Genomic DNA, 25,448 nt, shown 5'->3' on the forward strand with positions numbered 1-25,448 from the left:
TGCGGCGCATGAGGGAAGTTTGGATCTCGATCGGTCTTCTAATGGCGTCATCTCCCGCGATGGGGCAGCCGGCGGTTAGTCCGGCTGCGGCGCCTCCGGGCGCGTCATCCTGCTCGGGTTGCCATGCACCGTCAGCCGTCGGCCATTCGATCGGTTCGCTGCAGGGTCTTTCCGCGCCCGACATCCTTGGCGCTCTGCAAGCCTTCCGCAATGGCGAACGCGAGGCAACGGTCATGGGTCGTATCGCAAGGGGCTTTAGCGATGGCGAGATGCGGGCCATCGCGGAATGGCTGGCAAGGGGAGAGGAATGACACGAGCTTCCTTCAGTCGTCGCGCAGTGCTTCAGGCTGGTGCGGCTCTCGGCGCAGCCGCGGCACTGGCGCGGCCGGCGATTGCGCAGTCGGCTGGCCGCGTCGTGGTAGTCGGCGGCGGCTTTGCCGGGGTAACCTGCGCGCGCGAACTCAAGCGCGGCGGTTTCAACGTGACACTCGTGGAGCCATCGGCCACCTACACGGCATGCCCGTTCAGCAACGGAGTGCTTGCCGGCTTGCGGCCGCTGTCGCGGCAGCAGTTCACCTATGACGCACTCAAGAAGGACGGGTTGGCGGTTATCGCGCAGCGTGCGACAAAGATTGACGGGCAGCAGAAACGCGTCTCGTTGTCGGATGGCACGATACTCGGGTACGACCGCCTCGTGCTCGCGCCGGGCATCGACCTGCGCTTCGACGCACTGCCCGGCTACTCGGAAGACGCCGCACAGATCATGCCGCATGCCTGGAAAGCCGGTGAGCAGACCTCGTTGCTGCGCAGCCAGCTGGAAGCGATGCCGGATGGCGGCACAGTGATAATCTCAGTGCCGGCAAATCCCTATCGGTGCCCGCCGGGACCGTATGAGCGGGCGAGCCTGATCGCGTATTATCTCAAAACCCAAAAGCCGCGCGCAAAGCTCATCATCCTCGACGCCAAGGACACATTCTCGAAGCAGGGACTGTTTCAGGCGGCGTGGAAGGCGCTTTATCCGAACCTCGAATGGGTCTCGATGTCGTCCGGCGGCAACGTCATCGAGGTGGATGTCGGGCAAAGGGTACTCGTCACCGAGTTCGGCCGCCACAAGGCCGACGTCGCCAATGTCATTCCGCCGCAGCGCGCGGGCGAGATTGCCGCACTTGCCGGTGCCACCGACCGCAGCGGTTGGTGTCCGATCGATCCGGTCACCTTCGAGTCGCGACAGCAGGCGGGCATTCATATCATCGGCGACGCCTGCATCGCCGGCGGCATGCCGAAATCGGCGTTCGCAGCGAATGCGCAAGCGAAAGTCTGCGCCGTGGCGATCGCAAGTCTGCTCGGTGGCCAGGCACCGCAGACGCCGAAATTGATCAACACCTGCTACAGCCTCGTTGCGCCCGATTACGGCATCACGGTCGCGGGCGTCTATCGGCCCGTCAACGGCGTGCTGACTGACGTGGAAGGGGCAGGCGGTGTCAGCCCGGCCGATAGTTCAGCCGCCTTCCGCTCGCTGGAAGCCTCGCACGCCGATGCCTGGTTCCGCACCATCACGGACGAAGTCTTTGGTTAGATGGCTGTTCCTCATTGCTGCGTTGTTCGTCGCCCCGCCGGCGATAGCGCAATTGCGGGCTTTCACTGTGGTCGGCGACGCCATTCCGCAGTCGCTGACCGGACAAGCCGGCGCCGCGGCGCGGGGCCGTACCGTCGTCACCGACCGCCAGAAGGGGCTTTGCCTTCTGTGCCATACCGGACCTTTCCCCGAACAGCGGTTTCAGGGCAATCTCGCGCCAGATCTTCGCGGCGCCGGCAGCCGGTGGGATGAGGGGCAGTTGCGATTGCGTCTGGTCGACAGCAGCAAAGTGAATCCGTCGACGATCATGCCGGCCTATTATCGTCTCGATGGTCTGACGCGCGTCGGAGGCGCCTGGCAGGGCAAGCCCGTCTTGTCGGCTGAGGAAGTCGAGGACGTCGTGGCCTTCCTGCTGACGTTGAAGGATACGCCATGACGGAGAGATCGGTCCAACCAAAGCTTTCTCGCCGCGCCGCACTTGTCGGCGGCCTTGCACTGATCGTGGCGCGGCCGGCGCGTGCCACGCCGGAGGCTATGCAGGACGCCATCCGCGATTTCATCGGAAGTGCCTCGGTCAAGGCTGGCCGTGTGAAGATGGACATTCCCCCGCTCGTTGAGAACGGCAATTCCGTGCCGCTTGCGATCACCGTCGAAAGCCCGATGACAGAAGGTGACTTCGTCAAGGCGATTGCGGTCTTCAACGAGAAGAACCCGCAGCCGAACATCGGCGTTTTCCATCTAAGTCCTCGATCCGGCCGGGCGTTCGTATCGACACGCATCCGGCTCGGCGATTCCCAGAACATCACGGCGATTGCCCAGATGAGCGACGGCAGTTTTTGGTCCGGCTCGGTTGAATTGATCGTCACCCTTCCGGCCTGCGCGGAGAATTAACATGGCTCGCGTCTTGATCAATCTGCCAAAGGCGAAGCGGGGCGAGATTGTCGAGATCAGGACGTTGATCCAGCATCCGATGGAAACCGGCTATCGCCCGAAAGGGGATGGCACGTCGTTCCCCCGCGACATCATTCGGAATTTCGTCTGTAAGCTGAATGGTATCGAAGTTTTTCGCGCCGATCTATTCCCGGCAATTGCCGCAAACCCGTTCATCGCGTTCACGATCAAGGCAGAAGAGGGTGGCACCATGACCTTCTCGTGGATCGACGACCGCGGCAGGTCGCAAACAGAAACCGCAGATTTCATCGTCGAATGATGCCCTCCGTCGCCTTCACCTCGATGCTGTTCTGCGCGGTGGCGGTTTCAACCGTCATTGCCGCCGCCCAGACACGAGACCCCCGGCGGTCGGGGTTTGAAGACATGAGCCGAGAATCGCAGGCAATGCAGCGCGACGATACTGCCAATCCCGGCATGTTTGCCGTATTGGAGGGCGAGGAATTATGGAGGGCGAAAGTCGGCAGCCGGAAAACGTCTTGCGCCGATTGCCACCAGAATGCCGAGGTCAGCATGAGTGGCGCCGCCGCACGCTATCCCTCCTTCAGCACGGCACGGAATGGGCCGGTCGATCTGCAGGGACAGATCAATCTCTGCCGCGAGACCCGTCAGAACGCGCCGCCGTTTCCGCTTGAGGGACCGGAATTGCTCGCGCTCTCGGCCTATGTCGGCAAGCAGTCGCAGGGTATGCCCCTCACGCCGCCGGACGATGCGCGGCTCGAGCCGTTCCGCAGGCAAGGCGAAGCACTCTACAACATGCGGCAGGGACAGCTTAATTTCTCCTGCGCCAACTGTCATGAGGATCATGCAGGGCAGCGCCTGGCCGGCTCGCTCATCCCCCAGGGGCACCCGACCGGTTATCCGCTCTATAGATTGGAGTGGCAGGGTATCGGATCGTTGCAGCGGCGGCTGCGAGGCTGCCTTATCGGGGTCCGCGCAGAGCCTTACGCCTATGGCGCGGAGGAATATATCGCGCTTGAGTTGTTTCTGATGTCTCGGGCAAAAGGCATGGCGGTCGAGACGCCCGCTATCAGGCCGTAACTGTACCAAACGACGCGTGTTCACCTCGCGTCGAGGCAACGACGCGCCGCCCCGACAACGGCTACTGTCTTTTGCCGGATGCGTCGAATTGCTTGAGATAGGCGATCAGGTCGGTGATCTGGTCGGGATTCTTGATCCCCGCATAGATCATTTTGGTGCCCGGGATCTTTGCCCTTGGGTTGGTCACAAACTCACGAAAGCTTTCATCGGTCCAGGTGATTCCGGCATTTTTGTTTGCCGCCGTATAGGCGTAGCCTTCCACGCTGCCGCTGGTGCGGCCGAAAAGCCCGTTGAGGTGAGGACCCGTAACATTGCGTGCGGTCTCACCGACCTGGTGACACGCCCGACATTGCACAAAAACGCGCTCACCGGCTTCGGGACTCTGTGCCAGCGCGCTGCCGGGTTGTAGGAGAAGTCCGACAATCAAAACAACAGCAAGCCGCTGCATGCCCTCACGTGTGGTGTTTCGGCGCGCAGCGCCCGGGCGTTCGGTATTCTCTCGGTGTGGGACTGCCATGTTTGCTCTCTGTTTAGCTTGGGAAGCAATGCGTCGGGGCGCGTCAGAACAAATGCTCGCCCTTCCAGCTGGTCTGCCGATTGATACTTTACCCCTGTCGCACAACTGTGCCGTCAGGCAGGAAATTTGTCGCAAGATGTCGCAAAACTTGGTGGTTGGTCTTGCGCCTCTGCAACCTTCTCCGATCCGCGAAGCCGCGCATGACTGCCTAAAAGAACGATAAAGCCCGCAAAGGGGCGGACGAAGGCGTTCCGGAACGTCCCCTAAGGTCATCGGAAGGTCAACGGAACGTCGCCGCCGGACAGCAGGCTTGCGAAACTTTGATACACTTTTCTTGGTGCAGGAGAGGGGGATATTCTTATATAGAATGCTGAACAGAGGTTACGCAAAATGCATGACTTGGCGCATGTCGTGGTCGTCGACGATCACAGCGATATCCGGGATCTCGTTCGACAATATCTCGAGCAGCAAGGCTACAAGGTCAGCGTCGCCGAGAGCGGCTCGGTGCTGCGGCGGGTGCTCGAACACCATACCGTCGATCTCATCATTCTCGACATCATGATGCCGGGTGAAGATGGGCTTTCGGTCTGTCGGCAGGTTCGCGCCACGCTAGACGTTCCGATCATCTTCCTGACGGCGATGGCTGAAGATACCGACCGGATCCTCGGCCTCGAACTGGGGGCGGACGATTACCTCGTGAAACCATTTAATTTCCGCGAACTGCTGGCTCGTGTTCGGGCTGTCCTGCGCCGGGCTGCCAATCCCGCGGTCCCGGCCGCAGCACGGCAGTCCAAAAAGCTGCGCATCGCGGGATGGCGGGTCGATATGGGTCGCCAGGAAATTTCCGGAGCAAACGGCGTCGGCATACCTTTGAGCACGGCAGAGTTTCGCTTGCTGAAGGTCTTCATCGAACGGCCGGGCATGATCTTGAGCCGCGAACAACTTCTGGACCTCACCACCGGAAGAAGTGCCGATATCTTCGATCGCAGCATCGACAACCAGGTGAGCCGCCTGCGCAAGAAGATCGAGGAAAATCCAAAAAACCCTTCAATCATCAAAACCCATTGGGGCGGCGGGTACAGCCTGTCGGTCGAGGTGGCATTCGAATGATCAAGCTCTGGAAAAAAAGCCTGGCGGCGCAGTTCATAGGACTGATGCTTGCCGCCCTGATCATCTCGCAGGCGCTGGCTTTTCTGATCTCGTGGGACGAGCGCACAATGGCGTTGAGAGCCGCGGCGAAAAGCGAATTCTTCAGCCGGGGCGCGTCTATAACCCGGTTGGTCGAGTTGATACCCCCGGAAATCCGCGCGCAGGCTCTTTACGCCAGCGAAACCAACTACTCGAAAATCTGGCTGACAGACCAGGAACCCGAGAAGGCCAGCGCTTGGCGCCTGCAGGCGGTGGGTCAGCTTTCCCGCCAACTCGAAAACTTCGTCGATCTATCAAAGCAGGTTGACTGGACCGCTCCCTCCAAGCCGCAATTGCCCGATCCGAAGGAAGTCGCGCGTGAAAATACGGACGAGGAATGGGCGAGCCCGCCGCCGATCCTGTGGAACCTGCCGCAACCCGCGAAATTCACCTATTTCGACCGGCGCAGAGGGTTTGGCCTTGCGGTCCAGCTTGGCGACGGACGCTGGCTGAACTTTGCTTCGTACCAGGAAAACACCGGCCGATGGTGGAATTCCAAGTCCCTGACCTCGGTCGGATTGACAGCGCTGATCCTGGCGTTGATCGGGATCTTCATTGCAAGCCGCATTTCCCGCCCCTTGCGCAATCTGGCGCGGTCGGCGGAGGCGCTTGGGCGGGGAGAAAACCTTCCGCCTATTCCCGAGGGCGGGCCGGGAGAGATCCGGCGCACGGCGGAAGCCTTCAACAGGATGCAAAGCCGCCTCCACCGTTTTGTCGAAGACCGGACCAAAATGCTTGCGGCGATCGGCCACGATTTGCGAACGCCGCTGACCTCGCTTCGTTTGAGAGCAGAATTCGTCAAGGATCAGGAAACACAGCAGAAGATGCTGTCTACCATTGACGAAATTCAGGCGATGACGGAAGCCGCCATTGCGTTTGCGCGCGGGGAATCGACGGTAGAAGAAACCCGTGACATCGAACTCGATGCTCTTATCGGCAGTATCTGCGACGACCAGTCGGACCTTGGACATCCGGTCAATTACGTGGAGGCGGAACAGACGCCTTATCGCTGTCGGCCGGATGGGCTCCGCCGTGCGGTCCGAAACGTCGTGGAGAATGCCGTACGATATGGCGGTGAAGCCAAAGTCTTCATCCGGCACACGGCAACCACAGTCGATATCGTCGTCGAGGACCGCGGACCGGGGATACCCGAGGCCATGAGGGAAAAGGTTTTTGCTCCCTTCTTCCGTCTTGAAGTATCGCGGAACAAGGATACGGGCGGTATCGGCCTGGGGTTGTCGATCGCCCGTGCCATCGTGCGGCAACATGGCGGCGACATTTCTTTCCTCTGCGGTGAAAGAGGAATGCAGACGATCATCTCCCTTCCGCGAGAAGGAATAGTCGATCCGGTACCCCTTCACCAAGGCCGCGGGTGGAAACTGACGCGAGCGCCGACTTCTTCGCAAACCGCGGGAATACCCGGTAAAATTGCTTCTCCGTCGCGGCGGTCCGCTTAGTCCCGCACGAGGGTCGTCGCAGATGCAGGAGCCGGTGGTTTCCAAGCTCTTGGGCGGCCTGGCGGGATTGATCCGTAAATCCAATGGCGCCGCGCCGGGGTGTTGCATCAAGACGGCGATGGTGGGGGCATACGAGACGTGCTTTCTCGGACTATAAGCTCCCATTCGACAAGTGTCGTATAAGGCGTGACGTCATTGATCCGCGAGACGATCGCCTCCGCCGTCAATCTGCCGATGCGTTCGCGGTCGGGGCGAACTGTCGTCAGCGAGGGGCTGACGCAGCTCGCCGCCTCGTTATCGCCGAATGCGATGACACCGATGTCTTCGGGTACGCGCCGGCCGAGTTTCCTGAGCGCGCGCAGCACGCCGAACGCAACCACATCGCTGTTGCAGGCGATCGCATCGATCTCCGGATGGCTTTGCAGAAGCTCGGTCGCGAGCCGCTCTCCGAGTTCCGGATTGCCGCCCTGCTGCGCCGTATGCTTGACGACGTCGGGGAGCGAGGCCTTGGTTGCTGCGGCTTCCAGCCCGCTCAGGCGCTTCTGGGCGCGTTTATCGTTTTCGCGGACACTGCCGACGAAGGCCAAGCGCCTATATCCTTGAGCTATCAGATGGTTGGCCTGGGCCGCCCCGACGCTTGCGTGGTCGAAACCGACAGCAGTATCGATCACGTCTCCGCCCGTGTCCCACATCTCGACAATCGGGATGCCGGCTGCCTTGAGAAGCTCGACGACTTTCGGCGGATGATCGACGCCGATGATGGCAACCGCCGCCGGGCGCCAGCTCAGGATGGAGCGGACGAGCCGCAGCTCCTGGTCGGCATTGTACCTGGTATTGGCGAGCATGACCTGCAGGTCATGCTCCAGCAAAGCCAATTGCAGCGAATCGATGATGTTGGCGAATTCCGAGTAGTAGAGTGAGGTTACCACGACCCCGACAATGTCCGATCGCGTCCCGGAAAGCCCGCCGGCAAGCCGGTTCGGCACGTAGTTCAGCTCTTCCATGGCCGCATTGATCCGGCGACGTAGCTCGACCCGGACCGTGTTTGGAGCGCGCAGCGCGCGCGAGACGGTGTTGACCGAAACGCCCACACGCTCGGCGATCGAAGCAAGGGTCGGGACGGTGCGCCCCGCACCCTCGGAAAGGTCCACTGTCATTCGGCTCTAAAAAATCCTGTGAGTGATCGTTGCGTTAACGGTAACTTTATGCCATCGTTTTGAAGGAGAGGCAAGCGAAAGACCGAACACCGGCGCTTTCTTTGGATGGAAAACGACGGCACGGTTGACAATCACCGGCGTGGAGGCGGGACATATGGCTGAAAAGCCAAACATCATTCTGATTATGACGGACCAGCAGCGCTACGACTCGATCGCTGCGCTCGGATACCCCTATGCCGTGACGCCGAATATCGACGCGCTCGTCGAGAAGGGCGTGGCGCTCACCAATTGCCACATCACAGCACCGAGCTGCGTTCCGTCTCGTGCGAGCCTGTTCACCGGTTATTATCCGCATACGACGGGTGTTCTGGCGAACGGCCAGAAATGGCAGCATACCTGGGTCGAGCAGCTTCGCGATGCGGGCTATCGTTGCGTCAACGTCGGCAAGATGCATACGATTCCATACAATTCGGATTCCGGTTTCCATGAGCGCTATGTCGTGGAAAACAAGGACCGCTACATGGAAGGCCGCTGGTATTTCGACGAATGGGACAAGGCGCTTGCGGCCAACGGCCTCGTCAAGCAGCAGCGCGAACTTTACCGTGAGCTCGAGGATTACCGCGACCGGTTGGGCTGCTTTGAATGGGAACTGCCTGAGGCGCTGCATTCCGATGCCTTCGTCGGCAATATGGCGAAGTGGTGGGTCAATACCTATCCGCCGACCGAGCCGCTTTTCCTTCAGGTCGGTTTTCCAGGCCCCCATCCGCCGTTCGATCCTCCTGCTCGTTATGTAGAGCCCTATTTGAAGCGTAACGACCTGCCGCTGCCGAAGCCGACCAGGGAAGAGCTGGATTCGCTTCACCAGGAGCTGAAGGAAAAACGCCAGCACGACGTCGAGGTTGATCATGACTCCGTCGTCTGGAGCCTTGATCCGAGAGAAGACCAGATGCAGCGGCTGTGGGCGCACTATCTCGGCAATGTCACCCTGATCGATGAAAAGGTCGGCGAATTGCTCGAAGCGCTCGAAGCGCGCGGCTATCTGGAGGATGCGATCGTTATCTTCACCTCCGACCATGGCGAATGCCTCGGCGAACACGGGCTGATTCAGAAATGGTCGATGTACGACATAGTCACCCGCGTGCCGACCATCATCTGGTCGACGGCGAACCGGTTCGAGGGCGGCCGCACCGTGGACGGGCTCTGCCAGCTCTTCGACCTCGGCCCGACGATCCTGGAATATGCCGGCATCACGCCGCCGATATCCTTCGAAGCGCAAAGCCTGAAGCCTGCACTGGAGGGCGAGGACTGGAAGCCGCGCTCCCATGTGTTCTGCGAGCAGATCGGCGACGTGGCGATGGCAGGCGGTGTCGAGTTCATGACCGGCGTCAGAAGCGACCGGTGGAAGCTCGTTCACTTCAAGGGCTCAAGCGACGGGCAGCTCTTCGACCTCGAAAACGATCCGAAGGAAGTGAAGAACCTCTGGAGCGATCCAGGCTGTGTCGAGCAGAAGCGCGAACTTTTGGATGTGATGCGCGACTGGTTGATCGAATCGAATTTCAAGACACGCGACGTCACGGTGGGGATGCGATGAACCACCGATATCAGCAGAACCGGCAAGTTTTCGCGAGGGAGGCATGACCTTGTCAATTTCAACGGTTGAGGAAAAGCCCGAACGAGCTCCGCGGCGCTCTTTGCTGTCGCACCCGATGGGCATGCTGGCGATCAATTTCGCCGCAGTCATCTTCGGTGTACTGGTCTGGGCCACCGTAACGGCGCAAGGCATCGTCGGCCTGCCGACACCACTTGCCGTGGCGACGCAAGCGGTGATCCAGGCCAAGAGCGGCCTCCTGTGGTCCGACGCCCTGGCGAGCCTCGGACGCGTTTTTACCGGTTTTGCGTTCGGCATTGCGGTGGCAATCCCGGTCGGTTTCCTGATGGGTTGGTACCGCATCGCCCGCGGCATCATCGAACCCTATGTCCAGTTCTTTCGGACGATCCCGCCGCTTGCGATCATTCCCCTGGCGATCGTCACCATGGGTATTGACGAAACTCCCAAGATCTTCGTCATTTTCCTGGCGTCTTTCCTGTCGAGCGTTGTCGCGACATATCAAGGTGTCGTCAACGTCGACAAGACGCTGATCAATGCTGCCCGTGTGCTCGGTGCCAACGACTTCACCATCTTCCGGCGGGTCATCGTCCCGGCATCGCTGCCCTATATCATGGTCGGCGTCCGGGTCGGCCTCGGTTCGTCATGGGCGACCGTCGTGGCGGCGGAGCTGATTGCGGCGCAGTCTGGCCTCGGTTTCCGAATGCAGCAGGCGCAGCTCTATTACGATCTTCCGACAATCTTCGTCAGTCTCATCGCGATCGGTGTGCTTGGTCTCATCATGGACCGCATCGTCATCGCATTCGATGGCGTTCTGACCGCATGGCAGGAAAAGCTATGAGCATCAAGATCTCGTTCCAGAACGTCACCAAGACGTTCATCATCGCCGGGCAGACATCCTTCAATGCGCTCCAAGGTCTCAACCTGGACATTGAAGACGGAGAGTTCATCACGGTGGTCGGGCCGTCCGGCTGCGGCAAGTCGACTGCCATGAACATTGCCGCAGGCCTCACAGGTCCGTCTTCAGGGCAGGTCCTGGTCGACAACGTTCCGGTCAAGGGACCCGGCCCCGAGCGTGGCGTGATCTTCCAGCAATATGCGCTTTTCCCCTGGCTGACGGTCCGCGAGAACGTCGAGTTCGGGTTGAAGATTGCCAGATACCCGAAGGCGGACCGCCGCAGGATCGCGGACCGCTTTGTGGACCTCGTCGGGCTCTCCGATTTTGCCGATTCGCTTCCGAAGACATTGTCCGGCGGCATGAAGCAACGATGCGCCATCGCCCGGGCCTATGCCGTCAATCCGAAGATCTTGCTCATGGACGAGCCATTCGGCGCGCTGGATGCTTTGACCCGCGTGCAGCTTCAGGGCCAGCTACTGGCCACCTGGAGCAAGGAGCGGCGTACGGTGATGTTCATCACCCACGATGTAGACGAGGCGGTCTATCTCGCGAGCCGCGTCGTCGTCATGGCCGCCAGGCCCGGCCGGCTTCACAGGATCATTCCGGTCGATCTGCCCTATCCGCGCACCGAGGAGATGCGCCTTTCGCCGGAATTCACGGCTTTGCGCAACGAGGTATGGCGGTCGGTCTACCACCCGGCCGCGGCCTGAAACCTGCAATCACTATCGGCTGTTACAAGGAGGAGATGAACATGCTGACGAGACGAACCCTGGTGAGGACGACGGCGGCCTTTGCCGCCGCGAGCGCTTTTTCCATCGGAGGAAAGGCAAGCGCCCAATCTGCCGACATGACCATCGGATATATTGCCGACTTTCCGAATGCCAGTGTCCTGGCGATCGCGCAGGATCAGAAACTCTGGGAAGCGGAAGGCATCACGCCATCCGTCAAGGTTTTCACCAACGGCCCGATCCAGATCCAGGCGATGGGCGCCGGCAGCCTGAATTTTGGCACGATCGGGCCCGGCGCACTCTGGCTGCCCGCCAGCGGTCGGGCCAAGGTGATCGGCGTCAACGATATAGGCTTCTCCGACCGCGTCATCGTCCAGGGCGGGATTGCCTCGATCGCGGATCTGAAGGCCAAAAAGGTTGGCGTCCCGCAGGGCACGTCCGGCGACATGATACTCCGGATGGCGCTGACCAAGGCCGGCATGACCATAGGCGACATCCAGGTCGTGCCCATGGATCCGTCCACGGTGGTTGCCGCCTTCACTTCCAAGCAAATCGACGGGGCCGGCATCTGGTATCCGCTGATCGATACGATCAAGCCGCGCGTGCCGGATATGAAGGAGCTGGCTTCGAACCAGGATTTCTACCCGCAGACCTCGTTCATCAACACCTTCGTCGCCCGCAATGAGATCGTCCAGCAGAACCCGGATCTCGTGAGGAAATTCCTGCGTGTCATGAAGAAGGCAATGGACTATCGCGTCGCAAACCTCGATCGATCCATCCAGATCACCACCGCATTCCTCAACGCTCCAGTGGAGGTGACCGAGAAGGTGGCGCGCAGCCGCAAGATGCTGACGAGCAAGGAACTGGACGCCTTCACGAAAGACGGCACCGTCGATAAGTGGCTGACGGAATTCAACAAGATGTTCCAGGAGTTCGGCACCATCAAGGAGCCGCTGCCACCGGCACAATTCTATACAGGCGATCTCTTCACCAGCGCCTGATCGTTAGGCCTTTGACTTTCCGCCGGTGACGGCGGAAAGTTCTCCTCGACGAGGGTTGCGGGAAACCATCGGGCTTGAGCGACTCGTTTCGATCGTCGATATTGATATTCGTCCGCTAGGCAAAAACTAGAGCGTCCATTGGGCGGCGATTTTTTCTCGCGGCCGTCGAGCCGCCGGTGACAGTTCGGGTCGCTCTATGACGGGAAGAGAGATCGAGGCTCTCAAGCCCGGATTGTTCGAGGCAAGAACGATATCCCCGCCATGGTGGCGAACGATCGCTCTTGCAATTGACAAGCCCAGACCGACACCGCCAGTTTCACGGTTGCGAGACTTCTCCAGGCGGAAGAAGGGAGAGAAGACCTTCTCGCGCATCGCATCAGGGATGCCGGGGCCGGGATCCTCCACGACGATTTCAGTCGCGGATGGCGATTGGCGCACGAAGACCTTGGCCTGCCCGCCATAGCGGATCGCGTTTTCGATGAGATTACGGACGGCGCGGCGTAACCCGTCGGGGCGGCACCTGTAGGTTATCTTCCTGCTTTCGACATACTCAACCCGTTGGCCCATTTCTTCCAAGTCGGCACACAGGCTCTCCACCAATGCGTTGAGATTGACCGTTTTTGTTTCCTCGACCGTCGCCTCGCCCTTTGCGAATGCGATCGTCGCCTCAGTCATGACCTGGATCTCGTCGATCGTGACCAGCATCTTCTGCTGAAGTTCCGGATCCCCGACAAACTCGGCGCGCAAACGCAAGGATGTCAGCGGAGTACGCAGATCATGGCCGATTGCGGCCAGCATCCGGGTCCGGTCTTCCACGAAGCGGTGAAGGCTCTGCTGCATGCGGTTGAATGCCTCTGCGGTCCGTCGGATATCGTCGGGCCCTTCCTCCGGCAGGGGCGGGAGAGACTCTCCGCGGCCTAAAGCCTCCGCCGACACGGCAAGCCGTCGAAGCGGTCTTGCGATACGGTTTGCCGTCAAAACCCCGATGACCGAGAGGACAAGAGCCGTTATCGACAAAGTGAAGAGGGATTGTGAAGTCCACCAGTTGTTGGGAATGACTTTGTAATAGGCGGAGTTCAGCCACCGCCCGTCTTGAAGCTGGACCGCAAGACCAAACCCGTCCCACTGGCCGATATAGGCGAACTTCGCCGGCTGTGGGAGACTCCACAAACCAGAGGCGGGCGTGACCCAGGCCTCGCCGGCGTTTTTCGCAACAATCCTCCTGCGCTCCTCCGGCCTGTCGATGGCTGCCGGCTGAACGCGCCATTCTGGCGGAAAATTCGGGAGGTTCGGCAGGGGACGTGCAAGCTCCTCGACGGCACGACCCCGCCAGGCATCGGGGTCATCTGGAGCCTGCTCGCTCAGCCAGAACCGGGCATAGCTGGTTTCGCTGGCGGCGAGGACGTCATGCCTCAGATTGAGCGGAATCGACTCCATGAGCCTGGTAATGGTCGCCGTGCGGCTGAAGAACTCGCTTTTTGATACTGCCTTGAGCGCCTTGTCGCGTTCATCCCAGGAGATCAGGAACGACAGTGCCTGGGAACACGCGAGCGCGAGGAGCATGAAACCGATAAACTGCGCAGCGAGACTTCTGGTCCAGAACCGTATCATTGCAGCACCACATCGGTGGAAAGACTGTAGCCGCCGCCCCAATGGGTCTTGATGATTGTCGGGTTCTTGGGATCGGCCTCGATCTTCTTGCGCAAGCGGCTGACCTGGTGGTCGATGCTGCGGTCGAAGATCTCCGCGGCTTTGCCGGCAGTCAAGTCGAGGAGTTGGTCGCGCGTGAGAACAAACCCGGGATGTTCGAGAAAAGCCTTCAGCAGACGGAATTCCACGGTGCTCAGGGACACGACAACGCCGTCCTCGTCGGTCAGTTCTTGCCGGCCGACATCAAGCCGCCATTGGTCGAACTTGATGACTTTTGCCTTGATGTTGTCGCGTTGCTGCGTTGGCAGGGTGGTTGCTCGCCGCAAGACGGCGCGGACGCGGGCGAGCAGTTCCCTGGGATTAAACGGCTTTACGACATAGTCGTCCGCTCCCAATTCCAAGCCGATGATACGGTCGGTATCATCCGCCATGGCGGTCAGGAATATGATGGGCACATCCGTCGTGCTGCGTATGTGTCTGCAGACCGAGAGGCCGTCTTCACCGGGCATCATGATGTCGAGAATGATGAGATCAAGAGCGTTCCGCTCGAGGATCTTGCGCAGGGCGGCGCCGCTGTCGGCCGAGCTGATGCGATAGCCTTGCTGCCCGAGATATTTCCCGACCAGATCCCGGATGTCCTGATGATCATCGACAACTGCGATATGGGATGATGCCTGCATGAACTGCCCTCTACACCCGGAAATTATAGCATTGCATCGGCAAGCCCTTCCATCGAATTCTCTAGCAAGTTCCCAAGGCCCGGCTCCCATGACGTGCCGCAGGATCGGACGTGAGATGGGATAGGGTGGGGTGGGACTGCAGCGAAATTGATAATTTTGGCTCCCGCTCATCCGCCTGAATTCAGACCGGAGAGGGGCCGCCGCGGCAATATTTGCGACCTTGCCGCGGACGGTGCCTTGAATGAACTGCGAGCTGTTAGTTCGGACGGTTGGCGCCCTCATAGTAGTCGCCGCTGTCGAACGGGCGACGATCATCGCGGGTGGTCTCGCCAAACACCGACTGGCCGGTCTGGTTCGGATAGCCGAAGGTCCTGGTGCTGTCGGCCCGCAGAGGATTGGCAGAACGCGAAGAAGCACCGCTCTTGGAGGCGCCTTCATAATAATCACCCTCGGCAAGTGCCGGGACGGCGAACGTGGCCGAAGCCAGCAGAGCAGCGATAGCGGTGGATAGGAAGATCTTGGTCATCAGTTTCTCCTTCAGTTTCGATAGCGTCTCCTTGACGCATCCCAAACATAGAAGGTGTTTGTCGCACGCGTATGCCGCAGAACAGGGAAATTGTCGCAAAGTATCGCAGCGCAACATTCCATTCCTCAACGTGGAGACAGACGATTTTACGCGGACCGGCTTGCAGTCGGTCCAGGCTGAGAGACGTCGCCAGGCTGCCCGTGAGGGCTCAAAAGCGGTCTGTGCCGCTCCATTTAGTGGGGGCCGCGCCTCTTGAGGACCTGACGCACCAGCGTCCCGTAACATTTCTTAATGTGACTACACAGTGCGGCTCCGCCCCATCGCTATCGTGTGACCAAACAAGCCAGGGCGCTCTGCGGCCCACTTAAAAGGTCCACTCAATGATCGCGTTATCGACCGTATCATCCACGCTTCGACGCTGCTGCTCGCTTTTCGGTAAAGCAGCGACGCTCGCATGCGTGTTTTCGACCGTGGCGTCCGCAGACGCCCAAATGCCGGTAACGACGATCGTCGCCAAGCGAGGTGCGCTGACGGAAAGGATCGAGGTGGTTGGTTCGCTCGCGGCGCGGGAAGAGATCGAAGTCTATCCCGCCGTCCTCGGCAAGGAGGTGCGGCAGATCTTGGTAGAGGCCGGACAACATGTTGAACGCGGCCAGGCGCTCGCGGTCCTGGACACGACCGAAGCCCTGATGTTGCTGGACAAGAACGCGGTGAGCCTCCTTCGCGTGCGTGCTGCCGTGGCGGTCGAGAGCAGCAAGATAGACGTGGCAACGGTCACCGAAGCCGAAGCGCGCAAGAAGCTTGAACGCAGCCGCTCGCTACAGCCAAAAGGTGCGATCGCCGACAACGTCCTCGAGGAAGACTTGAACGCTCACGCCCGAGCCGTCGCGGAGTTGCGACTGGCGCGCCAATCGTTGGAGCTCGCCAACGCAGATCAACAGCTGATCGCCAGCGAGCGGCGGGAAATCGAACTGACTGTTCAGAGGAGCACCCTGCGGGCCCCCAGCTCGGGTCGAATCTTGAGCCGGAAAGCGCGTGTCGGTGCGATGACATCGAGTTCTGCCGGACCTCTTTTTGTCATCGCTGACGATGATGACATCGAGTTCGTGGCGCAGGTGACGGAGACAAGCTTCGTTCGGCTGCGCGAAGGCATGAGCGCCGAAATTACCTTGCCAGGACGCGACCAAGCCATCGCAGGAACCGTCCGGCTGAATGCCGCGCAACTCGATCCCAAGACAAGAAGCGGGACGGTGCGGATCGAACTTGCAGACAAGGCCAGACTTGTCCCAGGCGTCTTTGCGCGCGGTAGCATCAGTGTCGAAGACCGGCAGAATGTTCTCCTCCCGGGAACGGCCGTCAAAAGCACGGCGGCCGGCAACAACGTTTACGTCGTTTCAGACGGGCTCGTGGATATCCGCCCGGTCCGCATCGGATCCCAGCAAAGCGGCTTCGTGGAAATCCTCGACGGCATCCGCGAGGGAGAGGAGGTCGTCCTGAAATCAGGTGCCTTCCTGAAGGCACAGGAGCGGGTGAGGCCGGTATTGGCCGCGACGCCGGCAACGCGTGCCGACGCGTCTGCATCTACCCAAAATCGGCTCGGAGCTCGACTTCAATGAACATATCGGCCTGGGCAATTCGTAATCCGCTTCCCTCGATCCTCCTATTCCTAATCCTTGTCACCGCCGGTCTCTACAGCTTTTCACGGCTGCCCGTCACTTACTTCCCGACCATCGACGAGCCGGCTGTGAATGTGATTATCGACCAGCCCGGGGGAGCGCCGAGTGAGTTGGAGACTGAAGTTACGCGTCTTGTTGAAGACGCGGTAGCGTCTCTTGCAGGCGTAGAAGAGATCAAGTCGACCGTCACTCAAGGCCGTTCCGTTACCGCTGTCGAATTCGAGTTGGGCGTGATTTCGCCAGACCGCGCCATGGGTGACGTCCGCGACGCGGTTGCCAAAATCCGCAGCGACCTTCCCGATGGAATAGATGAGCCTGTGATCGAACGGGCCGAGGAGGAAGCACAGGCGGTGGTGACCTATGCCGTGACAAGCCAGGACATGACCGTTGCAGAGCTTTCGTGGTTCGTCGACGATGTTGTTGCCCGGCAGTTGCAGGGTCTGAAGGGCGTTGGCCGCATTGATCGTGTCGGAGGTGCTGACAGGGAAATCCATGTCGAACTCGATCCTTCGCGATTGCAGGCGCTCTCCCTGACGGCGAATGTTGTCAACGAAAGCCTCATCGCAAGCCAGTTGGATCGTTCCGGGGGCCGCAGCAACCTGAATGGCCGGGAACGGACGCTGACGACCGCCGCGGCGGCGCAGACGATTGCAGAACTTGGTGGTTCTCGCATCCTCCTGTCGGACGACGCCAGTGTGAAACTGGAAGATGTCGGAAACGTCCAGGATACGATCGCCGAAGCCCGCGCCTTTGCGACTCTGGATCAGGAGGACGTTGTAGGTTTCGCGGTCTATCGCTCAAAGGGTTCGAGCGAGCTCGCTGTTGCGAAGGAAGTGGCCACCGCACTGGAGAAGCTACATCTCGAACAGCCGTCGATCCGCTTCAAGCTGGTCGACGACAATATGTCCTACACGGCGGGCAACTACAACTCGGCCATGGATACCCTCTATGAGGGCGCGGCATTATCAATCGTCGTCGTATTTCTATTCCTGCGCGACTGGCGGGCTACGGTCGTAGCCGCAATCGCGCTTCCGCTTTCGATCATCCCGACCTTTTTTGCCATCGATCTCCTGGGCTTTTCCCTCAACATCCTCAGTCTGCTTGGGATCACCCTGGTGACGGGAATTCTCGTGGACGATGCGATCGTTGAAATCGAAAACGTGGTGCGTCACCGCGACATGGGCAAATCCGCCTACCGGGCTGCATTGGACGCCTCCGACGAAATAGGACTTGCTGTCATAGCCATATCCGCAACGATCATGGCTGTCTTCACACCCGTGGGCTTCATGAGCGGCGTGGTCGGACTGTACTTTCGAGAATTCGGGCTGACCGTTGCGATAGCGGTGTTCTTTTCACTTCTGGCGGCCCGCTTGATCACCCCAATCATGGCTGCATACATTATGACGAACGCTCCTCAGTCGCACATTCGGAAAGGGCGCCTGGTGTCGGCGTATGAGGGACTGCTGAAGGTCAGCCTGCGGTGGCGATGGATGACAGTCGGATCCGCATTTGCAGCTTTTGCACTGGCTTTATACGCCCTGACCTCCCTGCCGACCGCGTTTTTGCCGGAAGAGGATACGGGGCGGTTGACCCTTTCGGTGGAGCTGCCCCCTGGGGCGGCTTTGCAGGAGACACGAGCAGCGACGGACGGAATAGCCGCCCTGATCCGGCGGGATTCTGCGGTGGAAGGCGTATTCGTCAGGGCGGGGTCGAGTACGGTCGGACGGGAAGACATACGATATGCCGTCGTCCTGATCGATCTGCTCCATAAATCCGAGCGCGACCGTTCATCGTTCTCGATACAAGCCGATCTTGAAAAGGCGCTTTCCTCCATTTCGGATGTCAGGCTGCGCTTTCTCAACACCCGCGGTGGGCGGGACATATCTTTCGCTGTCCTGTCCGCGGATGGCGCTCTGGCTCAGCGAACAGCAGATGACATATTGCAGGAGCTCACCGCCGACAGAAACTTCGTCAACCCGACCGCCGACAACGCGGCAACGCGACCAGAACTGCGGGTGAAAATCGACGCGGACAAGGCTTCAACAATCGGTGTATCTCCGGCAGAACTTGCCCGCACGATCCGCGTATCGACCGTGGGCGACGTCGACAGCCGGCTGCCCAATTTCATCGACGGCGGCCGACAGATTCCAATCCGCGTGCTGCTCCAGACGCATGCTCGCGACGATTTGCCAACCCTTGAAATGCTGTCGGTACCGACGACGAGAGGGACGTCGGTTCCGTTGTCTTCGGTCGCCGACGTCAGCTTCGATGAGAGGGTCGCCGCCATCGAGCGATTTGATCGCCAGCGTCGCATCGAAATCTCAGCGGATATGGCTGACGGCATGACGTCGGGCCAGGGTCTCGACAGGCTGGCACAGCTCGATAGCGTCAAGAGCCTGCCGGCGGGCGTGCGCATTCAGGCGACGGGGGATTCCGATACCGAAGGCGAGGTGTTCTCAAGCTTTGCGGTGGCGATGGGATCGGGTGTCATGCTTGTGCTTGTGGTTCTCATCCTCCTCTTCGGAAGCGTGTTGGCGCCCTGGACCATTCTGGCCTCCCTTCCCCTGTCGATCGGCGGCGTTGCAGCTGGCCTCATGTTAAGCGGCAACGCCGTCTCGCTTCCCGTCGTCATCGGTATCCTGATGCTGATGGGGATCGTGACGAAAAACGCCATCATGCTCCTGGACTTTGCCATTGAACGCGAAGCCCATGGCTTGTCTCGGGTCGATGCGATCGTCGAAGCCTGCTCGGAGCGGGTTCGCCCGATCATCATGACCACGTTTGCCATGATCGGGGGAATGGCCCCCTCCGCGCTCGGGGTAGGGGACGGAGGCGAATTCAGGGCGCCGATGGCAATCGCGGTGATTGGCGGCCTGCTCGTGTCTACGGTTCTATCGTTGATCGTCATCCCGTCGCTCCACCTGATGGTTTCCGACTTTGGCGATCGTACCGCTCGGATCTTCAAGCCCTTCCTCCAGTCGGCCGAGATCTGAAGGTTGCAGGCGCCGCAAGGACGCTTGCACCACCAGCGGAGGGCCGGCCAACCACCTGGCCGGCCCTGCCGTATCGCCGAGCGGTTGCGGCGCTTATCGCCATGGCTGGGCACGTTTGGTATCACTGCGAGCAGCGATCGTAACAAAACTTCATAAAGCGAAATATTCGAGGACCAGCAGCCCGCCCATTGTAGGGTCCTCAAACAGGAAAAGACCTATGCAGCCCAATTCAGCATCCGCGAAGATATTGATCGTGGAAGACGACTTCGAAATCGGCAATCTTCTGGCGTCGACAATTCAGGAAAGCGGAATGCTGCCGACTGTCGCTGAGGACGGAAACGTGATGCAGTCGCTGCTTCGCAGCAATTCCTATGACCTGATCATCCTCGATGTCATGCTGCCGGGCGAAGATGGCTTGAGCATTTGCAAACGCATCCGTTCGGAAAGAACGATCCCGATAATCCTGCTGACGGCACTCGGAGAGGAGGTCGACCGGATCGTGGGACTGGAAGTCGGCGCCGATGACTACATTACGAAGCCCTTCAGCCCGAGAGAAGTGATCGCCCGGATTCGCAGTCTCCTGCGTCGCGCCTCTTACGGCCTGACAAGCAGCTCTGCTCAAAGGAAGCTGCGCTTCGACGGATGGGTGATTGACCCGATGCGGCGCCGGCTTCACGATCCCGGCAACGCTCGCATCGCTTTGACAACAACGGAATTCGATCTTCTGCTGGCGTTCTGCAGAAATCCGGGCAGGGTCATCACCCGCGAGGAGCTGCTCTTGTTTACCCATTCCGGGCTGGCTGGGCCGATCGAGCGCAGTATTGATGTGCATATCAGCCGCCTCCGCCAAAAGATCGAGGCCGATCCTCGCGAGCCAACGCTCCTGCAGACAGTCAGGCTGGGAGGATATACCTTTACCGCGTCGGTGGAGGAAGTCTGAAGTAGAGGCCCCAATCCGGCCGCGATCGCAGGGCCAGCACAAATAATCGAACAAGATCGCTTGGTGCAAGCCCGATGCTATGACTGGGAGCCGGCGCTTGGATGCCCGCTCCCAGCTGCCACGGCATTGCATCTTGCAGTCAAAAATATTGCGCAAGGCAACGCGTGTCGCCTGCTGGATCGGAAGCGATCCGTGCAGGCGACACGTCATTTATTTTCTCTCCCCGGTTTCAGAACTTGTAGCCGACAAAAGCAGAAACGGAAGGCTGGATCTTCTTCTCGACGATCGGGCTATCCGCGGCATCTCCGGTGAGCACGCCGATGCCTGCTTCACCACGCACCAACCAATGATCGCTCAGTGCGTATGTGGCGGAGGCAGAGAAATCGACACGCTTCAGGCCCGCTTCTGCTTTATATTCAGGCAGGCCTGAACGTGCCGATTGAGCGGCATTGACGCCAAAATAGGCCTGCATGTGCTTGCCATCGGCCACGGTGGCTTCGGCGCGTGCGCCCAGAATGAGACGTTCCGTGACCGGGGCCGAGTATTCTACCCCAAACTTTCCAATCAGGCTTTCGCTGCCGCCGATGGTCTGGTCGACGCTCGCATAGATTTCGACCGGGCCCCAATCATAGCCGACTTTTGCACCGACTGTCGCGGCGAAGTCGATGTCGCCGAGGCCGCGGAGGCGATCGCCGTCACCGTCATCCCGTCCCGATTCGTAACCAACTTCAGCGGAGATGGAAAATCCGTCGTGATCCAGGACAGTGACGCTGATCCCACCTGGATCGATTTCCAACCATTCGCCATAGGTGAACACCACGAAGGGAATAGGGCTGACTTCAAATTCATCGCTCCCTTCGTATTTGGGGTCGTAAGAAGCGCCGGCACCAATGATCAGGCTCCAATTGCGCTCCGGTTGGCGTTTGTCGAAACGCTGCTTGTCGAAAGGTGGCTCCGGCGTCTGCTCCGTGGCGGTCTGGTCGGCGCCATAGGCGTTTGGGGAAAATCCCGCAACGCTGATTGCGGCGCATAAGGCGAGGGGCGAAAGACGCCGCTTGGCTTTTTTAAGATGTAGCATGAGGGCTCCAGAACAGGTTATCAGTCCCCCCAATAGAGGAGCCTGTGACGGCTTGTGTTTCATGCCAGAGCCCTCCGGTGCGTGTTTTTTTGTTACGCTTTGTTGCAACTCGCCGCGATCAGCAACGAGGCGGCCCCGCCGTAACAAAACGTAATAATCGCGCAGCAGGAAACGCGGGATCTTGTGAGGGAATTCGCCTATATTTCTGCTTCGCCGAGCGACCTCGGCTCAAGCGCGCTTCACAAGCCAAACGAGTGCTCATGTTTTTCCGCCGGCTTCCAGGCCTATCGACGATCCATAGTCAGATCACGGGCGTTATTGTTCTCGGCCTCACCATCACCGTTTTAGGCGGCTCTTTTCTCGAGCAGCGTGTTGGAAATGGATATCCGATGGTTGACGTTGAGGAACTCGCCGATAGTGTGTTTACGATAGGTTCCATCCTCAAAACGGCCACACCCGAAGAGCGCGACATCGTTCTTCGTGCAGCCAATCGTGCCGGTTGGGATCTCAATCTGCGACCGCGCGCCTTGGCGGAAACGTTCAAGAACTCATCACCGCAGGAAAGCGTTCTGGACGCGACGATAGATTGGCTTTTTTCCCCCGACGGGAGGCAGACGCCACTCGGTGGCTGGCAAACCTTTGTTGATGACAAGCGCGTCGTCTCAACCGAGGTTGATGATAAAACAATCCTCGTTCTGGGCGGCCTTCCAAGCACGGCGTTCTGGAGTGAGGTCCTAGTCCGGGCGCCACACTATCTACTGGCACTCATCACCTTGATCGTGCTGTTTTCTTCGTTCGGGGTCTGGGCGATCACGCGACCGCTGCGGAAGATTGCTTCAGCGGCTGCGAATGCCGACCTCACGTCCGGCCGGGTAATCTTCGAAGAGGAAGGCAGCGTGGAGATCGTCGCTGTTGCACGCTCCTTGAACGGGATGAGCGATCGTATCACCGATATGATCCAAGGCAGGACGCGGATGCTGCGTGGGGTGAGCCACGATCTGCGCACGCCACTGACGAGACTGAGACTTCGAGTAGAGCGGGTCGGCGACGGGCAATTGCGCGATATGTTGCTGGCGGATATCTCTCGCATCGATAGCCTTCTCAAAGAGAGCCTCAGCTATCTGCGTGACGACCATCATCGTGAGCAGGTGGAAACGATCGACCTGGCAACGACGCTGCAGACGATTTGCAGCGAATTTGACGATGTGGGCCACAAGATCAATTATATCGGCCCCAATCATCTGTCCGCCAATTGCAAGCCTCTCGCGATAACGCGAGCAGTGACTAACCTTTGCGAAAACGCTGTGAAATTTGGCGATAAGGTCGCAATCGAGCTGAAGCGAAGCGGAGACAAGGTGGTTATCGACGTATCGGACAATGGCCCCGGGATACCGAAGCAATCACGTGCGCAGGTATTGGAGCCATTCTTCAAGCTGAATGCGGCCAGGACTGATGGCAACGCCGGGTTCGGGCTGGGATTGTCCATCGTTGCGGAAGTCGTGCAAGCCCACCGGGGGACGCTGGAACTCTTGGACGGGGAGCCATCCGGGCTCTTGGCGCGGTTGACGTTTCCAGCAGATCTCCAGGCTGACGGCGTCACCGCGCAGGTTCGGTGAACGCTTGCGCGAATGGCTTTGATCGGCCTGCGGGCGTGTTTTCTGGCTTCGCCTATCTGCGTGATAACCTTAGCTATTGCTATAACTCGGCGTTTGCCCGCTCCAGGCCGGCATTTGCTGTGGAGGCATGGGCCCCGGCGTCGAAATTGTCTGCGGCATTGGCGAGAGAAGCCAGCATCGCGTCCGCCTGTTTGAAGTATTGTTTGATCCATGGGACCGGACCGACGCCAAATCGCCTTTTCGATCCCCATCGCTGGCCTTCTTCGACCATCGTATCCCAGGGCCTCGGTTTTCCGTGGAAGACGATGATTTTCGCGTTCCGTGGCTGCTTGATCCTCGGCAGGAGCAGATTGATCGGAAAGTATTTCGTGCAGCTTCTCTTGAAGCTGACGCAGAAACCTGCCGGCCAGTAACTTTTTTGCCGCACCGCATGCGTCAGGTAGGACTGGTCGTTCTTGAATTGCGCGATGATCGCGTCGGCTTTGCTTACGAAATCGTGGTAAATTCCATCGACATTTCCTGCATGAAATCCAAAGACGGATGACTGGGCACCCCTGTCCGGCCTGAAGCTGTTTGGGAGCAGGCTCCAGAGATCCGGATTCCATTCCCGCTGGATCACAAAATGACGGCGCTCCCGAAGCAGACCGATCAGCGGGGCGAGTGATCGTTGGACCATGATGTCGAGATCGAGGAAAAGCACGACGTCTCCGGGCGGGAATAGACCCGGGGCAAACACGCCGATCTTGGGCCAGCACCCTCGTCTCCACGCCTGCTCAGGCAGGCCAAGGTTCGGGATATGACGAGTGAGAATGCTGGAAGCAAGGCCGCGACGATCGTCCGTCAGGCAGACAAAGTCGAATGGCTCCTCCATGTTGCGCAACACACCGGCATAAAGAGCATTGACATGGCTGGCGGTGAAAGCCGTACCCCATTTCATGCAAACAATCGTAACCAACATGCCGCTCCATCAATAATCTGGAGACGGTTTAAGCGACTTTGGTGCGGGTGATTGTTTATAGTTGTTATATGATGTTGCCGAATATTGTCATTGATGTCGGCGGTGCGGCTGAACCGATAGTGCCGCGGCTGAAGATACGTGCGATCAATTTGCTTCGGCCCATACTGGCCAAACAAGGTCAGATCGGCCGACCCCGGTTACCGGAAAACTCGCTCTCACTAAATCAAAAATCTTGATATAGATGAAGGGCAACGGCATGATCTGAAGTATGAAGCCGAATTTTCTCTCAATATCCGCCAACACCGGCAGCCTGGTTCTCAAGGGCCTGGCGTCACCCATCCGGGTCAACATCCTTCAACTTCTCCATGATCGGGGAAAGCTGAACGTCAACGAGATCAGCGCGGCGCTCTCGCTGCCGCAGTCGACGGTTGCCGTGAACATTCTGACCCTGGAGGAGGCCGGCCTCATCGAGACCTCTTCCGTCAAGGCGACCAAAGGCAATCAGAAGGTTTGCAGCGCCAAATACGACGAGATCATCGTTCGTTTCGACACCGCTGAAAAAGCGACCAGAAACAACCAGATCGAGGTCGCGATGCCTCTCGGGCTCTACACGAGTTGCGAAGTTTCTGCACCATGCGGGCTTTGCTCGCCGGAAGGTGTCATCGGCCTGCTGGATGTTCCCGATTTCTTTCTCGATCCCGGCCGGGTGCAGGCAGCGTTGATCTGGTTCGGCCGCGGCAATGTCGAATACAAATTTCCGAACAATGCCAAGCTTGTTAACTCGGCGGTCGAGGCGATCGAATTCTCGATGGAGCTCTCGTCGGAAGTGCCCGGCACGAACGTCAACTGGCCGTCCGACATAACGCTGTGGATCAACGAACATCGCATCGGGACCTGGACGTCACCCGGTGACTATGGCGACAAGCGTGGGGTCTACACGCCGCAATGGTGGAAGCTTGAAGGTTCTCAATACGGCAAGCTGAAGACTTGGCGCGTCACCAGGCATGGATCATTTATCGACGGCGTATCGATCTCCAACGTCACAATCGACGACATCGGCCTGGCCGAGCATCATTCGATCCGGATGAAAATCGGCATAGAAGAGAATGCCCCCCACCCGGGGGGCATCAACGTCTTCGGTCGCGGGTTTGGCAACTACGACCAGGACATCATCATGCGGCTCTATCTTGCCTGACGGCAGGTAGGAGGCGCTA

24 protein-coding genes are annotated in these 25,448 nt (G+C 59.4%); 17 read left to right on the plus strand and 7 right to left on the minus strand.

Annotation, left to right across the window (positions count from 1 at the left end; translation table 11 throughout):
- Positions 1-8: 8 nt before the first annotated feature.
- From C5J26_RS19550 to soxA, 6 genes are read left to right on the plus strand one after another with little or no spacing between them, the layout of a single operon-like run.
- Entirely contained in the window at positions 9-311 is a 303-nt protein-coding gene (locus C5J26_RS19550; protein WP_105403283.1) for a cytochrome C, read from the plus strand.
- Positions 308-1,576, plus strand: coding sequence for an NAD(P)/FAD-dependent oxidoreductase (locus C5J26_RS19555; RefSeq protein WP_105403284.1), 1,269 nt, complete (start codon positions 308-310; stop codon positions 1,574-1,576). Before C5J26_RS19550 ends, C5J26_RS19555 begins: the two co-directional genes overlap by 4 nt.
- Positions 1,536-2,012, plus strand: coding sequence for a sulfur oxidation c-type cytochrome SoxX (gene soxX, locus C5J26_RS19560; RefSeq protein WP_105403285.1), 477 nt, complete (start codon positions 1,536-1,538; stop codon positions 2,010-2,012). The genes C5J26_RS19555 and soxX overlap by 41 nt, the downstream gene beginning before the upstream one ends.
- Complete coding sequence (locus C5J26_RS19565; protein ID WP_105403286.1) at positions 2,009-2,467, plus strand: SoxY-related AACIE arm protein; 459 nt, start codon at positions 2,009-2,011, stop codon at positions 2,465-2,467. Before soxX ends, C5J26_RS19565 begins: the two co-directional genes overlap by 4 nt.
- A 1-nt stretch (position 2,468) precedes the next feature.
- Complete coding sequence (gene soxZ / locus C5J26_RS19570; RefSeq protein WP_105403287.1) at positions 2,469-2,786, plus strand: thiosulfate oxidation carrier complex protein SoxZ; 318 nt, start codon at positions 2,469-2,471, stop codon at positions 2,784-2,786.
- A complete protein-coding gene (gene soxA, locus C5J26_RS19575; RefSeq protein WP_371681936.1) occupies positions 2,786-3,565 on the plus strand; it encodes a sulfur oxidation c-type cytochrome SoxA in 780 nt (259 codons plus the stop codon). The genes soxZ and soxA overlap by 1 nt, the downstream gene beginning before the upstream one ends.
- Positions 3,566-3,626: 61 nt before the next feature.
- Here the strand turns inward: soxA and C5J26_RS19580 are convergent, their stop codons facing one another.
- Positions 3,627-4,013: a cytochrome c family protein gene (locus C5J26_RS19580; RefSeq protein ID WP_105403288.1), complete on the minus strand. Its 387-nt coding sequence runs from the start codon at positions 4,011-4,013 to the stop codon at positions 3,627-3,629.
- 459 nt (positions 4,014-4,472) lie between these two features.
- Here C5J26_RS19580 and C5J26_RS19585 point away from each other — a divergent pair, with 459 nt between their 5' ends.
- The gene (locus C5J26_RS19585; RefSeq protein ID WP_105403289.1) at positions 4,473-5,192 is read left to right on the plus strand and encodes a response regulator; all 720 of its coding nucleotides are present in this window, start codon (positions 4,473-4,475) and stop codon (positions 5,190-5,192) included.
- The gene (locus C5J26_RS19590; RefSeq protein WP_105403290.1) at positions 5,189-6,727 is read left to right on the plus strand and encodes an ATP-binding protein; all 1,539 of its coding nucleotides are present in this window, start codon (positions 5,189-5,191) and stop codon (positions 6,725-6,727) included. Before C5J26_RS19585 ends, C5J26_RS19590 begins: the two co-directional genes overlap by 4 nt.
- 107 nt (positions 6,728-6,834) lie before the next feature.
- On the opposite strand, the gene C5J26_RS19595 is transcribed toward C5J26_RS19590, so the two are convergent.
- Positions 6,835-7,884, minus strand: coding sequence for a LacI family DNA-binding transcriptional regulator (locus tag C5J26_RS19595; protein ID WP_105403291.1), 1,050 nt, complete (start codon positions 7,882-7,884; stop codon positions 6,835-6,837).
- A gap of 154 nt (positions 7,885-8,038) precedes the next feature.
- Here C5J26_RS19595 and C5J26_RS19600 point away from each other — a divergent pair, with 154 nt between their 5' ends.
- The 4 genes from C5J26_RS19600 (at position 8,039) to C5J26_RS19615 (ending at position 12,117) form a co-directional block, all read left to right on the plus strand.
- Positions 8,039-9,475: a sulfatase gene (locus tag C5J26_RS19600; RefSeq protein WP_105403292.1), complete on the plus strand. Its 1,437-nt coding sequence runs from the start codon at positions 8,039-8,041 to the stop codon at positions 9,473-9,475.
- A gap of 115 nt (positions 9,476-9,590) precedes the next feature.
- Positions 9,591-10,331, plus strand: coding sequence for an ABC transporter permease (locus tag C5J26_RS19605; protein WP_206051207.1), 741 nt, complete (start codon positions 9,591-9,593; stop codon positions 10,329-10,331).
- A complete protein-coding gene (locus C5J26_RS19610) occupies positions 10,328-11,098 on the plus strand; it encodes an ABC transporter ATP-binding protein (protein WP_105403294.1) in 771 nt (256 codons plus the stop codon). The genes C5J26_RS19605 and C5J26_RS19610 overlap by 4 nt, the downstream gene beginning before the upstream one ends.
- Before the next feature lie 41 nt (positions 11,099-11,139).
- Entirely contained in the window at positions 11,140-12,117 is a 978-nt protein-coding gene (locus tag C5J26_RS19615) for an aliphatic sulfonate ABC transporter substrate-binding protein (protein WP_105403379.1), read from the plus strand.
- Between the two features lie 126 nt (positions 12,118-12,243).
- On the opposite strand, the gene C5J26_RS19620 is transcribed toward C5J26_RS19615, so the two are convergent.
- From C5J26_RS19620 to C5J26_RS19630, 3 genes are all read right to left on the minus strand, one after another.
- Complete coding sequence (locus C5J26_RS19620) at positions 12,244-13,728, minus strand: ATP-binding protein (protein ID WP_105403295.1); 1,485 nt, start codon at positions 13,726-13,728, stop codon at positions 12,244-12,246.
- On the minus strand, positions 13,725-14,447 hold the full coding sequence (locus C5J26_RS19625) for a response regulator (RefSeq protein ID WP_046637031.1): 723 nt from the start codon (positions 14,445-14,447) through the stop codon (positions 13,725-13,727). Before C5J26_RS19625 ends, C5J26_RS19620 begins: the two co-directional genes overlap by 4 nt.
- 256 nt (positions 14,448-14,703) lie before the next feature.
- On the minus strand, positions 14,704-14,973 hold the full coding sequence (locus C5J26_RS19630; protein ID WP_105403296.1) for a hypothetical protein: 270 nt from the start codon (positions 14,971-14,973) through the stop codon (positions 14,704-14,706).
- A gap of 491 nt (positions 14,974-15,464) precedes the next feature.
- Here C5J26_RS19630 and C5J26_RS19635 point away from each other — a divergent pair, with 491 nt between their 5' ends.
- From C5J26_RS19635 to C5J26_RS19645, 3 genes are all read left to right on the plus strand, one after another.
- Positions 15,465-16,589 carry an efflux RND transporter periplasmic adaptor subunit gene (locus C5J26_RS19635; RefSeq protein WP_105403297.1) on the plus strand — a complete coding sequence of 375 codons (1,125 nt, stop codon included), beginning with the start codon at positions 15,465-15,467 and terminating at the stop codon, positions 16,587-16,589.
- Positions 16,586-19,642 (plus strand): efflux RND transporter permease subunit, encoded by a 3,057-nt coding sequence (locus C5J26_RS19640; protein WP_105403298.1) that lies wholly within the window; start codon positions 16,586-16,588, stop codon positions 19,640-19,642. The genes C5J26_RS19635 and C5J26_RS19640 overlap by 4 nt, the downstream gene beginning before the upstream one ends.
- 217 nt (positions 19,643-19,859) lie before the next feature.
- Positions 19,860-20,582 carry a response regulator transcription factor gene (locus C5J26_RS19645; RefSeq protein WP_046599364.1) on the plus strand — a complete coding sequence of 241 codons (723 nt, stop codon included), beginning with the start codon at positions 19,860-19,862 and terminating at the stop codon, positions 20,580-20,582.
- 229 nt (positions 20,583-20,811) lie between these two features.
- Here C5J26_RS19645 and C5J26_RS19650 read toward each other — a convergent pair whose 3' ends face one another.
- Positions 20,812-21,660 (minus strand): MipA/OmpV family protein, encoded by an 849-nt coding sequence (locus C5J26_RS19650; protein WP_105403299.1) that lies wholly within the window; start codon positions 21,658-21,660, stop codon positions 20,812-20,814.
- Between the two features lie 260 nt (positions 21,661-21,920).
- Between C5J26_RS19650 and C5J26_RS19655 the strand changes: the two genes are divergently transcribed.
- The gene (locus tag C5J26_RS19655) at positions 21,921-23,276 is read left to right on the plus strand and encodes an ATP-binding protein (RefSeq protein ID WP_105403300.1); all 1,356 of its coding nucleotides are present in this window, start codon (positions 21,921-21,923) and stop codon (positions 23,274-23,276) included.
- A gap of 79 nt (positions 23,277-23,355) precedes the next feature.
- Here C5J26_RS19655 and C5J26_RS19660 read toward each other — a convergent pair whose 3' ends face one another.
- Entirely contained in the window at positions 23,356-24,234 is an 879-nt protein-coding gene (locus tag C5J26_RS19660; protein ID WP_172724062.1) for a glycosyltransferase, read from the minus strand.
- A 268-nt stretch (positions 24,235-24,502) separates the two neighbouring features.
- Here C5J26_RS19660 and C5J26_RS19665 point away from each other — a divergent pair, with 268 nt between their 5' ends.
- On the plus strand, positions 24,503-25,429 hold the full coding sequence (locus C5J26_RS19665) for a transcriptional regulator (RefSeq protein WP_105403302.1): 927 nt from the start codon (positions 24,503-24,505) through the stop codon (positions 25,427-25,429).
- The last annotated feature ends 19 nt before the right edge of the window (positions 25,430-25,448 follow it).

Source organism: Neorhizobium sp. T7_12, assembly GCF_002968535.1.
Classification (GTDB): domain Bacteria; phylum Pseudomonadota; class Alphaproteobacteria; order Rhizobiales; family Rhizobiaceae; genus Neorhizobium; species Neorhizobium tomejilense.